Below are 12,528 nucleotides of genomic sequence, written 5' to 3' on the forward strand. Positions count from 1 at the left end.
GCTTACCTTGCCAATCATGCTTTACCACCGCTTGCTAGCCATCGATTCCGCATCCTGCGTATGACCACCACACGTTTGCACATTTGGCGGTAACGTCGGCTGTTGATGATTAGCAAGCCGAGCGAGGATGCAGCCAATGAGGCCACAAACAGAAGCATATGAGATGACCGACCGTAGGTTGAGAGCGTGGCAAGGAAGCAAACAAACAGCAGCACAACAATCATCCATACCGCCCAAGTGCGACCACGAATCAGGATGAAGGTCCCTAACGTGATCGCCAGCGTACCGACCACCAGCATGCCCATCGCAAGCTCTGACTCGTAGGCGTGCTTCAAAAAATAGGTATTGATTACGCTTAATGTAGCCATTGCCGTAGCGAAAAGTGCCAATAGGTATGTACCGATCAAACACGGGTAGAATCGACGAATAAATACCCACATCTGGGCCTGACTGATCACGATTCACTTCCCTCGACTAGGCTAAGCGCTACTGACTGTACAGCACTGCTTCCCCCAACTCCCAATACCCCTCCGATCGACTCGCGAATCAACGCAGTGGTTCCTTGCTTGATCTGAGTGGGTGTATAGCGCTTCGAGATTGCTCCAAGCTGCTGCTGAAGCTTGAGTTGTTTGGCGGTCAACGATGGATGTTTTATGAGCAATAACTCCTTTGTCAGCGCCTTGCGCTGCTGGCGGCTCAAAGTTCGAGTGATGTCAAACCAACTAGCGCCCGTGGTGGCTTTCCGCACCTGAACAAATTTGACTGCTGTCGCCGTCGTCCCAGCTGTTCCCAAAAGTGAAACTCCATCAAGAAGCTCTGTGATAGAGCGATACCAAATTTTTTCATCCAGACGATCGAGGACCTCAGGATCAATCAGCTCCTGTCCTGTTCGGAAAACACTGTTGATGCAAAGCAACCCAGACGCAGCGGTACCTGCAACCCCGGCATAGAGGATCATCAAGCCGACAGGACCTGAGAACATCGTAAACAACCCCCCCGTCATAATCGCTGCCAGATTGAAGATTGCGCTGGCACAGGCTAGTCCCAAGTTAGCTATCTCCCCCCATAGACGTGAGTCTCGTGGTGCTTCCATTACCTGCTCAACATACTGCTCAGGCGTCAAATACCGCTTCACCTCCTGCAACACCACCCGCTTGGGCAGCACACTACAAATCGGCCGAAACTCCCGCAACGTCACCACGTTGTAGTCCGCATCGATGTACACCACCCCTGCCCCGACGATCCCAGGATCGGCATCAATCGCTGCAAACAACCTCGGCACATTGACCAGACTCTCAATCCGCTGGCGCGCAAAGTACTGCGACGGGCTCGCGCCAAGCCCGCTCATCCTTGAGTCGTTCATGGGGTCTCCTGAAACGTGAAAGCGCCTGCAAACCCGAAGGTTGCAGGCGCTTGAGCGGCCTAGTTTTAGCAGCTAAAAATCAACGTTTCAGAAGTGTATTTTTGCCGGTTATGTCGTCCTACAAACTCAAAATAAGAATGAAAACAATACCTTGTAGGAAGAAACCCTCAGAGCGCTTGTAGACCTGTTACCCAGCCATTGTTTCCACCGGGTCAATCACCTGTAACGCTACGTTTGAGCTCAGCTCGACCAGGCAGAGCAGGTGCGAAGTTCCATCACCGCCGAAGAACTTGTCCGCTCGATCGCCGGTCAGTTTTTCCTGGAACTTGAACGGTGTCGTGATAATTCGCTTGATATCTTCCTTGAAGCTCTGCGTATTGGCGTTGATCCATTCGGCTGCTTTGCGTCGCTCGGCAATCGGCGCTTTGGGCGTGTCTGTGCTCCTGAGCAAGACGGCAGGATCGATATCAAGGTCTTCGGTGTTGTAGCGCATGAACACATGGCACAGCTCATTACCCTGGTGGTCAGCAACCGCCACACGCAAGTTGTACCCGCCCCTCCTCGCCTTGCACGCCTGCTCGGTTGCATCAACGCCAACCTCCCACTGCACCTGGCCTCTGATTTCGCCCTTTTCCATATCGATCTGGTTTTCGATGAACGAGTACACCGTCCTGTTCACCCTGACCCAGCCGAGCTTGCCGGCACCGGATATACACAAATAGCGGTGCTGAGGTTTGAGCTCGTGGGGGGCCTTGCCGACGGACCAGGTCAACAGTTCTTCGCCTTTCAAGGAGTGTTGAAGCTTGGCGTTTTTTTCATCGTAACGCGAAACGATGGTGCACTTTCTGGGGTTGGACTGCGGCCGCTTGGCCAACTCCGAGCGAACCTCGGCATCGATTGCCCGCTCGCCGCGTTGCACACTTACGCGCGATTTTTCAGCAGCAATCAAGTCGCGATCCAGTTCTTCGGCCTGCTTGCGCAACGCATCGTATTTGCCAGCCAGCGCCATCGCAGCATTGTTAACCGACTCCAAAAAGCCCGACGTCAACAAAGTGGCCTTGCGCTCCATCTTCGCCACTAATGCTTCAACGCCCTTACTGACCCCACGAACGCGAACGTTGGTTTCAAAATTCGCGCTCGCACCCCGCTCGGTAAAATTCTGGCTGCCCAAGGTCACAAAGCGGTCCTTGGCAACGACCATCTTCGCGTGAAGATTGGGCAGGTAGTAAACCGGGATTCGTTTCTTCAGAAGGGCTTTGATGGCGCTGTAACTGGAGGCGCCAGAGGCAAGCACCTGCACATTGACCAACGTATAAACCTTGGCGCTTTTACCCAGCTGGGCAATTTCCAGCGCGGCCGAACCGGTCAGGTACGGCGAGAAAATCTTCAGATCAACCTTGTCGTTTTGCAGCTGTTCTTTTATCAGCGGCACGATATTGCTAGTGAACTTCAATCGTCGGCTTCCTTGTACGAATCTCTGCCGATAATACTACATTGCCACTATCAACCGATTAGCCCAAAATCCCACCCCTCGCACGCCCAAGCCGCCCTATAAGGAAACCGCCATGGCCCAGCCCCTGCTCGACGCCTTCATTGCATGGATGAGCGCCAACCTGGACAACGCCACCCTCGCCCACGGCTACCAGAACCGCATGAGTGGCGAGCCTTGGCACTGCAGCAGCCTGTTCAACGCCTATGAAACCTACCACTGGCCGCACCCGGCGATTGCGCACCTGGACATCGACAAGGGCAGCGACATCACCAGCAACACCCGCGCACTGACGGCGCTTGAGCAGCAACTGCAACGAGCCCTGGCGCCCGCGCCTGATGACCTCGCCGCCAGCCGCGCAGCCATTGATGTGATGATCTGGGGTGGCGTACAAAACGGTAACGTTAGTTGGCTGAGCAACAATGCCGAGGGCTTGGCCAAGTTGCTGATTGACACTCGCGACGCAATCGACAGCGGTGCTCTGAATCATCAACTGCTGCTGGACCCCGAGCTGCGCTTCAATGCCGGCATGACCAAGGTTTACTCACTGATCTGCAAGCAGCTGGTGATCTACGACAGCCGCGTTGCTGCCGCGCTGGGCTGGGCGGTGGTGAAGTTCTGCAAGCAGGTCGAGCCTGAACTTACCCAGGTTCCGCCCGAGCTGGCCTTCCCCTGGGCGTCGGCCAGGCCGAACAAGGGCATATCCAAACAGCGCGATCCGTCCCAGGGCAACTTGCAGTTCCCGCCGCTGCAGGCCGGTACGCTGCACGCGCAGTGGAACATCCGCGCCAGCCAGATACTGGCGGCGGTACTTGCCCATGACAATGCAAAGCACAGCGGCTTCAACCAAGACGACGGTACAGGCAGCAGCCCGTTGCGACGCCTGGAAGCGGCGTTGTTCATGATCGGCTACGACCTGGGCGGCGGTACGGTAACGAGTTCGCAGCCAAAGGCTACCAGCCAGAGCGAGGTAATCGTGCAAACTCTGGGCTGGACTGAAGGCTGGACGCCCACACAGCGCAAGGCTTTTCTCTATCGCCTGACCGACCAGGGCTTCGAAACCCAGGGCAAGAGCATCACCCGCTACCCGCTGCCGGTAATCAACGACACCCTCAACTACCTGTGGCAGCAGTTCGGTCGCGGGCAATTCCCCTTGGCCAACAGCGCCGACGGTGTGCCGGCCGGCACCAGCGAAGAAGGCATCGGCACCGCTTACTACCAGGCAATCAACCGGCAACAGCGGGTGCCGGAGTCGAGCCGCTTGGCTGCGATCCTTGAGGATCTCGGGGTGATTCAGCTAGTCAGCCGTGGGAAAAAGCACTGGGTGTTGAACCTGGAATTGCTGGACGCTACTGATAAAGGCACCTTGGATATCGAGCCGCTGGTGCTGCGTTTGCTTGAAGACGAGGCGCAGGACTAGCCCGCGCTGCCCGCCCGCAGTCATCGGCCCGGCCTCTTCGGCGAGCGCTGATTCAACAGCTGCGTCATTGCGGCCGGTCCAGCATGGCGTGAGCCACATCTTCCACCAAGGCTTTGGCCATGCCGCTAAGGTAATGCGCCGCCCAGGTCAGCTTGGGGTCGTGCTCGATGCCGGCTTGCAGGGTCAGCCGGTTTACGCAGCCCATCAGCAGCGACGACTGCTCCAGAGCGAACGCCGCACTGTGACCGGGCTCGACGCGGAACAGCTTTTGTGTGGAATGCCCACTTTCGCCTTCACCGAAGGCCGCGATGCCAGCGGTCTTATAGGTGCTGGCTGCTTTCAAATCCTCATCCATTGACAGGTCCTCCTGCTGAAATCGCTAGCCCGCGTTGCCAAGGGATTTCGTCAGCAACGCGGGCGTCTGCTTATTGGCAACTCAGTGGCGTGACTGCACCTTGCTCAAGGCCACTTCGACCAGAGCCCAGGCGTGTTCGATTTCATGCAGGGTCGCCAAGGTGAGTACCTGGTCGGGAGCTTTGGGATGGAGCAGGACGGATTGTCGGGCGATGGTCTGGGCGCGGACCAGGTATTCGGAGGTCTGGACCAGGAGGTCTTCGAGGAACTGGTTGGGGTGGTTAGGTGGGTCGGGGACGATTTTTAACATGGCGAATCTCCTTGCTGGTGGAGCCGCCACAGAGCTGCTGTCAAACAGAAAGGTGGCAGCTATACGCGGGTTGACAGACCGAGAGCAAGAAAACCCGGCGCACACGAATGTGCCCCACGTACAGCCGCCATAAGCGTGCCGAAGGGTACTTGCTAATCGGTCTGTCAAAACCGGCCGTTGAATTGGCAACGACTGGCGGAGACTAGAGCGCTCAAGGAACCACTGCAATGGCTTAAAGGCGGTGGGAGTATGATTGGGAAATGGACTACAGGGAATCAGGAAATTCTGAAGAATTTGAGGGGCGGATGTTCATCGGCAAGGTCATCGAAAAGAACGGCAAGCGCCTGCCAGAGTGCGCAGGCTATTCGCCATTCACTAGCGTTTTGCCATAAAATGGCCGGTTGCCGAAAGAACCGTCATGGCCATAGCCATGAAGGGCTTTCATTCTTTCCAAATAACTGTGGTGAAGATGAACAAGCCTTTCATTTCGCTGTGCCCGGAAATTACTCGGGCACACGCACTGACGCTCATGGATTGGTTGGAAGATGAGCGCGTTACCTGCTACTTGAGCGATTCGCGTCATGTCTCCCGCTCCATCGAGCAAGTTATCGATCGGACCCAATTGCCGATCCTGACCCATCTATTCAACCGGGGCGGCCGATTCTTCATGGCCTACGACCGGCATGACGCCCCGGTGGGCTTTGTCCGCCTGATCAAGACCGGCTCCAATTGCGAAATCGTCCTGGTCATCGGAGACAGCGACAAATGGGGCCGAAACCTCGGCGCCCGCACAATCCGCGAAGGCATGAAACTGGCCTTCCTCGACATGCGCGCCGAGAAACTCATCGCCAAGATCCACCCCGACAACACCCGCTCGCTGAAAGCCTTTGTGCGCAGCGGTTTTCTGCTTGAAAGCGAAACACCGACATTGCAGTCATTTGCCATGACGGCTGGGCGCTATCTTCAGTACCTGCGCGAAGGTGGCGTGGCCGACTCCACGGAGATCTACATCACCGAAATCGACAAGGCCAGGCTCGAGAGCCTGATCGCGCTCGAGCAAGGCCCGGCCGTTGTTGAACTCGAACATGAGCTTGAGCGCGCCATCGTCGTCACACCGCAGCAGGTGGCGCGCAATGTCGTCACAATGAACTCCAGGGCCTTGCTGCAGCTGGACGACGAAGAGATCGAAGTGGCCCTGGTCTACCCTGAAGACGCGGACAGCAGCGCCGGAAAGTACTCCGTGTGCTCCGACATCGGCGCCGCCATCCTGGGCTATCAAGAGGGGGACGCCATCGACTGGCGGGTTTCTGACCGGACCCGCCGGATCGGGATCAGGAAAGTGCTTTACCAGCCGGAGGCTGCGGGCGATTTTCACCTGTAATTGCGCCTTTAGCTGAGTGCTCCATCAGGCACGAAGATCCCCAACGATTTCCGTGCCTGATGCAGACATGCTGGACAAGATCAGGACTTGGCCAGAGGACCTCCTTCCTGCGCTCAATTTGGTAACAACAAGTAGGACCAATCCTTCATTTTCGTAGGATCTCGCGGTATGGTTGCTGGCGATATGCCAGACCTGTAAGGACGCGAGATGCAATTTTTCTGGGTGAACCTAGGTACAACGCACAAGGAGGCCAGGGCCGGCAATTTTCTCTGGGCCCCGCTGAGCTCGCGTACACAAGCCGGCAAGGTGCAAACCCGTCGCCACTGGGACAACGTCGGTAAAGTTAAAGCCGGAGACTTGATCTTCTGTTACCACGACAACTACCTACGCGCGATTGCCAAAGCCGAGCGCGATGCCTACCAAGCCGAACGCCCTCCAACTCGCTCGTTCAACGAGTGGAGCAACCAAGGGCACCGAGTCGATATCACCCTCACCGACCTCAAGCACCTCTTACGCAGCGACGACATTGCACCCACCTACAAGGCGCAATTCGATGCCCGCACAGAGCCATCGTTGTTCAACAACAAAGGCAGTGTGAATCAGATCTACATGGCGCAGTTGCCTGCCGATGCTGCGCTGTATTTGTTGGAACAAGCCGAGGTTGTTGCTGACTACGAAGACCAGCTCGTAGATGCCGGATCGCCAGGAAAAAGCCCTTCCGTTACGACTCGAGAAGCGCTCGTAAAGGCTCGAGTTGGCCAAGGTGCGTTTCGAACAGGGCTGCTCAAACGCTGGGAGAAAAAGTGCGCGTTGACCGGGCTAAAAAATCCCAACCTATTAGTCGCCTCGCACATTCAAGCTTGGGCCTTAGCCGACAACAAAGCCCGGTTGGATACAGATAACGGATTGCTGCTGGCCACCCACATTGATCGACTCTTCGACTGTGGATTGATTTCTTTTGGTGAGGATGGGCAACTGCTGATCAGCGACGAGTTGGCAGCGGAGGAACACAAAATTCTAGGGCTGGACCAGTACACATCGATTCCCACCTTGAGTGAGGGCAATCGACGCTATCTTGAGAAGCACCGCAAGCGATTTAGTTTTGCGTAGGGGGCGTTTTTCAGATCGAGTAAACTCCGCGTCATTGATCTACACGGTCCTTTTTGCCCGAAATCAAAATCAATTGACAAGGAAAAAGATCTGCAACCATAGAACCTCAGGCTTTAAGGGGACAATGGTTGGATTGCTTAGTATCTCGGACTTAATGTGCTCGACCAGCCCCTGAGGAAACCAATATTGAACAAGGGTGAGACGGGGGTTCAAATCCCCCTGGCTCCACCAACACAACATCTAAAGACGTCCACGGACGTCTTTTTTGTGCCTGAAATCCAGCAAATACGGGGCTTTCAGCGCCACTAGTGTCCGTGAGCGTCCCGCAGGATCCATGTCTTTTGGTATTCCAAATGGTATTCCAAGCCGGGCTCTTTCGGAGAGCCGTCATGACCCTGCTTCGATTTCTGCTGTGCCTGTTCATCTTCATCGGCGCACTGGCTGCGGCTGGAGTACTGGTTCTGAGCATTGTGCTGATGCTGCGTTTTCCTCCGTTGCTGATCGCCGTAATTCTAGCGTGCTGGATCTTGAACCGCCTGCTCAAGCCGCTACAAACTCGCTAAAACAATGGCGCACGGAGGGCCACAGCCCTGACTGTGAGCTCTCTATTTTCTGTCAGCCTTGGCTTAAACAGCGAACAAACTGACTATGCTCAGACTAAAGGACGGTCCAAGAGCTTAATTTCATATTTTTTAAACGCTCCCACCCACCCCTTTGAACTTCTCAACAAATGCTGCGATTTGCTGGAAAACACTTTGCTTTTTGGCCAGATATTGCGGATTCAATGGACTCATCTTGGGCAGAACGGCATTCAGCTCTGTACCGCTGTCGCTGGCAAACTCCCGCTTCAGCGAGGTGGTGATATAGCGCCTGGCTGGCTCGGCATTGAGGTTTTCGGAGGCGATCAACTTTTGCGCCTCACGCTGCTGTTCCGCCTGGGCAAAGGTGAAGAAGGCGTCAATCACACTGACCTTGTCACCAATCTGGTCCAGAGCGGTTTGGTTGATGAAATCGACCAGCAAGCTCTCTTTGGCGCGGTTGCCCAAGCTGGCACGAATCACCCGGCGCACTTCATCCACCAACTCCGCTTTGCTCTTGATCTTTTTGTTGTGCTCGAAGATCAGTTCTAGGATGTAGTCGAGGTTGATTTCCTGTGATTTGAGCAGGTCCACCTCAAAGACCACGTCATCCCAGTCGATGGTGGATTTATCCTTCTCCGCCCCCGCTTTTTCACGGCGCAACCAGTCGCGCACATCGTTATAGGTCGAACGATAATCCTGAATCTTCCGTTCGGCGGGGAGCGTTATCGCTTGCAGTGCGGTCAGGTCGCCATCGCTCAAATAGTGCTGGGCCTTGAATGCCTCCACCGCCGCCGAGTCGTTCATGTCCGCGCTTTGCAGCGCTTTCAGGCTGGCGAACTCGTCATAGTTCTGTAGCACGTTCTCCACACGCAAATACTCGCCAAACAGCTTGGCGAAAGCCTTTTTGTCGGCTTCTTTTTCGATGGCTGCGGGGTCGGGGAAGCGCTGTTCTAGCTCCTTCACCACCTCCACAAAACCACGTCGCGCTTCACCGGTGGCCACATCGGTGAAGCCTTCCATGTACTCCTTGTAGCTCTTCTCCAGCACCACGTTCTTGGTGTTCTTGTCGCCGAACAGGGTGATGGCATCAATAGTCGCCTGCTCCAGATCGCGGAAGGTGACGATGTTGCCAAAGGTCTTGGTGGCGTCGTAAATGCGGTTGGTGCGCGAGTAGGCTTGCATCAGCCCGTGGTAGCGTAGGTTTTTGTCGACAAACAAGGTGTTCAGCGTGGGCGCATCGAAGCCGGTCAGGAACATACCCACCACTATCAGCAGGTCGATCTCCTTGGCCTTCACCTGCTTGGCCAGATCGCGGTAATAATTCTGGAAGCCGTTGCTGTCCACGCTGTAGTTGGTTTTGAACAGCGCGTTATAGTCGGCAATTGCCGCGCTCAAAAACTCCTTAGCACTGCTGTTCATGGCAGTGACATCAAAGCACTCGTCCAGAATGTCACCCACCGCCTCCTGCTCCTCGTTCGCCGCAAACGAGAAGATAGTGGCTACCCTCAGTGGCTTGTCGCTGTTCTTCTGCAACTCACGGAAAGACTCATAGTACAGCTTAGCGGCGTCCACGCTGCTCACGGCAAACATGGCGTTAAAACCTTTGTTGCCCGCTTGCAGGCGGTGGGTTTTCTGCCGGAAGTTGTTCAGGATGTACTGGGTGATTTCGCGGATACGATCAGGGTGCAGCAAGGCCTGCTTGTTTTCCGCAGCGCTGAGTTTCTTCTCATCTTGCTCAGTTTCAATGGCTTTGAACTGCGGGCGCACATCGTTGTAATCGACCTTGAACTTGAGCACCTTTTCATCCCGAATCGCATCGGTGATGACGTACGAATGCAGCTCGCGGCCAAACACGCTGGCGGTAGTTTCCGCACCCAGCGCGTTCTCGGGAAAGATCGGTGTGCCGGTAAAGCCAAACTGATAGAACCGCTTGAACTTCTTCTTCAGATTCTTCTGCGCTTCACCAAACTGGCTGCGGTGGCACTCGTCAAAAATGAACACCACCTGCTTGCCATAAATCGGCAGGTCGCCTTCGCCCTTCATCAGGTTATTGAGTTTCTGGATGGTGGTGACGACGATCTTATCGTCGTCCTTATCCAGATTGCGCTTCAGGCCTGCCGTGCTGTCAGAACCATTCACGCTGTCCGGTGAAAAGCGCTGGTATTCCTTCATGGTCTGATAATCCAGATCCTTGCGGTCCACCACGAAGAACACCTTATCGATAAAGTTCAGCTCAGTGGCCAGCCGTGCGGCCTTGAAGCTGGTCAGCGTTTTGCCCGAGCCGGTGGTGTGCCAGATATAGCCACCGCTTTCCGTCTTGCTCCAGCTTTTGGTTTCAAAAGAGCTTTTGATCTTCCACAAAATGCGCTCGGTGGCGGCAATTTGGTACGGGCGCATCACCAGCAGCGCGTTGCTGACATCAAACACCGAGTAGTGCAGCAGCATATTGAGCAGCGTGTGCTTCTGGAAGAAGGTGGCTGTGAAGTCCTTCAGGTCCTTGACCAGGCTGTTGTCCGACTTCGCCCAGTTGATGGTGAAGTCAAAGCTGTTCTTGTTCCGCTGCGTAGTGTTGGCGAAGTAACGGCTGTCGGTACCGTTGGAGATCACGAACAGTTGCAGATACTTGAACAGGGAATACTCGCTGTTGAAGCTCTCCTTGCTGTAGCGATGCACCTGGTTGAAGGCTTCCCGGATCGCCACGCCGCGCTTCTTCAATTCCACCTGTACCAGCGGCAGGCCATTGACCAGAATCGTCACGTCATAACGGTTGGCGTGGCTGCCCGTCTGCTCAAACTGCTTGATCACCTGCACCTTGTTACGGGTGATGTTTTTCTTGTCCAGCAGGTAGATGTTCTGGATGCGCCCGTCGTCGAAGACAAAATCGTGGATGTAGTCATCGTGAATTTTGCGGGTCTTCTCGACGATGCCGTCGCTGGGCTTGTCCAGCCAGGACTCGACGAATCGCAGCCATTCACCTTCGGTGAACGCCACAGCGTTGAGCTCCTCCAGATGGATGCGCACATTGGCCAGCAAATCAGCAGGGGTCTTGATGGACGAGGCGAACTCGTAGCCCTGATTGACCAGGTCCTGTATCAACTCGCGCTCCAGGTCACTTTCGCTCTGGTAGCTCTCAGCGACCTTCCACTCGCGGGTGTACTGGTCCAGAACGATGAAATTCCTGGACTCGGCAATGGCTTTGTATTCAATCATTCTCGGCCCCTTGATTTTTGAAGCGGTAGGTGTCGCTCAAGAATGAAACCAGTTGAGCAAGCCTTTCCTTATCAGAGTCTTCGATCTCAGCTACTTCTTCACCAGCGTGCGCAGAATGACTAGACAGATTCAGGATTCTGTTTGCGAATGGGTCCGGGACACCATCCGCAGTCTTCTCAAGTAAGTCTTCCCATCGTAGATAGCCCAGGAATGTCGCCGTCTTTTCGAGTATGTTCCTCAAAAAGTTGAAGTGATATTTTTTAATCTGTCCATCTCTAACTGCGGATCGTAGTTCGGCCAGCAGAAACAAGTGGTAAGAGAAGGGGTGATCGTTTGATGTGGATAATTCAAACCCTCCATCCGCCTTCTTTTTAAGAAGATATTTTTCGGATTGGCCACGCTTATAAATCCATGACGAAGTGCCATCCTGGTTTACCCTCTTCAAATCATTACCGAGCTCGTTGTGCAGAACGTTGTAGAAGAGAGGGCTGTGTGTCGTTACAATAAACTTCAGTCCCGTGCCATTGGTGAACGAACTACGCTTTATTAATCCAGCCAAATCAACTGCAAGCGCAATGAGATGACTGTCATCCAAGGAAGACACCGGGTCATCAATAAATACATACTCAAGGCTGTTGAATTTTTCAGTAACTCTGTCACCTGCATTGGGTTCATCCAATGTGGACACGACTTGTTGGAGAAGAGTGAAGAAAACGCTCCAGATAAAATTACTCTCTTCGCCCTTGGATATCTTTATAGCCTTGTATTGCCCCTGAGCCACAAGGCGTTCGTCATTTTCAGAATCGGCGGTAGGGGTGGATCGTTCCGGCAAATTGGCCGCTACCTGGAAAACAACTTCCAAGAAGGCTGGAATGGTAATTTCCACATCCTTCCCATTAAAGCCCTTGACTTTCTTCTTGTACTCCTCATTGAAGACAGGGTTGGCATTGCTGCCCGTATATCGCCGGAAGTTTGCAACAATGTTCCCATCTTCGCCCAACTCTTTGAGTAAGGTAATGAGCCAGTCTGTGAATGTATTCGGCTGAATTTTCAGCTTTGGCTCAGAGTCGGCCTCCAAATCGTTATCCCAGTAGAACAAGTCCTCAGTAAATGCGCTGTAGTAAAGTATCTTATTACGTGAAAGACCTGCTTCGTCATCGTTCCGCTCCCCGTTATTCTTGGGGGCAATAAATTCCTTGAACGCACGGGATAGCCGTGTTTTTCCTGATCCATTGAAGGCATATATCAGTTGTACTTTCTTGTTGGCATCGTTTAGTTGCTTGGCGATGTCTTCCAGTGTTTTGCTCACT

Annotated in this window: 11 protein-coding genes; 4 read left to right on the forward strand and 7 right to left on the reverse strand. The window is 54.3% G+C overall.

Annotated elements, in window-relative coordinates:
• Positions 1-14 precede the first annotated feature (14 nt).
• The 3 genes from UB48_RS27045 to UB48_RS04430 form a co-directional block, all read right to left on the reverse strand.
• Entirely contained in the window at positions 15-458 is a 444-nt protein-coding gene (locus tag UB48_RS27045) for a hypothetical protein (protein WP_052676474.1), read from the reverse strand.
• Positions 455-1,363, reverse strand: coding sequence for a hypothetical protein (locus UB48_RS04425; protein ID WP_045194374.1), 909 nt, complete (start codon positions 1,361-1,363; stop codon positions 455-457). Before UB48_RS04425 ends, UB48_RS27045 begins: the two co-directional genes overlap by 4 nt.
• 187 nt (positions 1,364-1,550) lie before the next feature.
• Positions 1,551-2,816 carry a phosphatidylserine/phosphatidylglycerophosphate/cardiolipin synthase family protein gene (locus UB48_RS04430; protein WP_045194375.1) on the reverse strand — a complete coding sequence of 422 codons (1,266 nt, stop codon included), beginning with the start codon at positions 2,814-2,816 and terminating at the stop codon, positions 1,551-1,553.
• 112 nt (positions 2,817-2,928) lie between these two features.
• On the opposite strand from UB48_RS04430, the gene UB48_RS27050 reads away from it, so the two are divergent.
• Positions 2,929-4,272, forward strand: coding sequence for a hypothetical protein (locus tag UB48_RS27050; protein WP_052676475.1), 1,344 nt, complete (start codon positions 2,929-2,931; stop codon positions 4,270-4,272).
• Between the two features lie 64 nt (positions 4,273-4,336).
• Here UB48_RS27050 and UB48_RS04440 read toward each other — a convergent pair whose 3' ends face one another.
• A complete protein-coding gene (locus UB48_RS04440) occupies positions 4,337-4,627 on the reverse strand; it encodes a DUF3077 domain-containing protein (RefSeq protein WP_045194377.1) in 291 nt (96 codons plus the stop codon).
• Between the two features lie 81 nt (positions 4,628-4,708).
• Entirely contained in the window at positions 4,709-4,936 is a 228-nt protein-coding gene (locus UB48_RS04445) for a hypothetical protein (protein ID WP_045194379.1), read from the reverse strand.
• 418 nt (positions 4,937-5,354) lie between these two features.
• Between UB48_RS04445 and UB48_RS04450 the strand changes: the two genes are divergently transcribed.
• The 3 genes from UB48_RS04450 to UB48_RS27925 all read left to right on the forward strand — a co-directional run bounded on the left by UB48_RS04450 (position 5,355) and on the right by UB48_RS27925 (position 7,990).
• Positions 5,355-6,317 carry a bifunctional GNAT family N-acetyltransferase/nucleoside diphosphate kinase regulator gene (locus UB48_RS04450; RefSeq protein ID WP_045194381.1) on the forward strand — a complete coding sequence of 321 codons (963 nt, stop codon included), beginning with the start codon at positions 5,355-5,357 and terminating at the stop codon, positions 6,315-6,317.
• 207 nt (positions 6,318-6,524) lie between these two features.
• Positions 6,525-7,427 (forward strand): HNH endonuclease, encoded by a 903-nt coding sequence (locus UB48_RS27055; RefSeq protein ID WP_052676476.1) that lies wholly within the window; start codon positions 6,525-6,527, stop codon positions 7,425-7,427.
• 389 nt (positions 7,428-7,816) lie between these two features.
• Positions 7,817-7,990 carry a hypothetical protein gene (locus tag UB48_RS27925; RefSeq protein ID WP_177329137.1) on the forward strand — a complete coding sequence of 58 codons (174 nt, stop codon included), beginning with the start codon at positions 7,817-7,819 and terminating at the stop codon, positions 7,988-7,990.
• Between the two features lie 129 nt (positions 7,991-8,119).
• On the opposite strand, the gene UB48_RS04465 is transcribed toward UB48_RS27925, so the two are convergent.
• Positions 8,120-11,218, reverse strand: a complete 3,099-nt coding sequence (locus tag UB48_RS04465; RefSeq protein WP_045194384.1) for an HsdR family type I site-specific deoxyribonuclease — start codon at positions 11,216-11,218, stop codon at positions 8,120-8,122.
• Complete coding sequence (locus UB48_RS04470; protein ID WP_045194385.1) at positions 11,211-12,527, reverse strand: AAA family ATPase; 1,317 nt, start codon at positions 12,525-12,527, stop codon at positions 11,211-11,213. The genes UB48_RS04465 and UB48_RS04470 overlap by 8 nt, the downstream gene beginning before the upstream one ends.
• Position 12,528: the final 1 nt, after the last annotated feature.

This window comes from Pseudomonas sp. 2(2015) (assembly GCF_000955865.1).
Taxonomy (GTDB): Bacteria; Pseudomonadota; Gammaproteobacteria; order Pseudomonadales; family Pseudomonadaceae; genus Aquipseudomonas.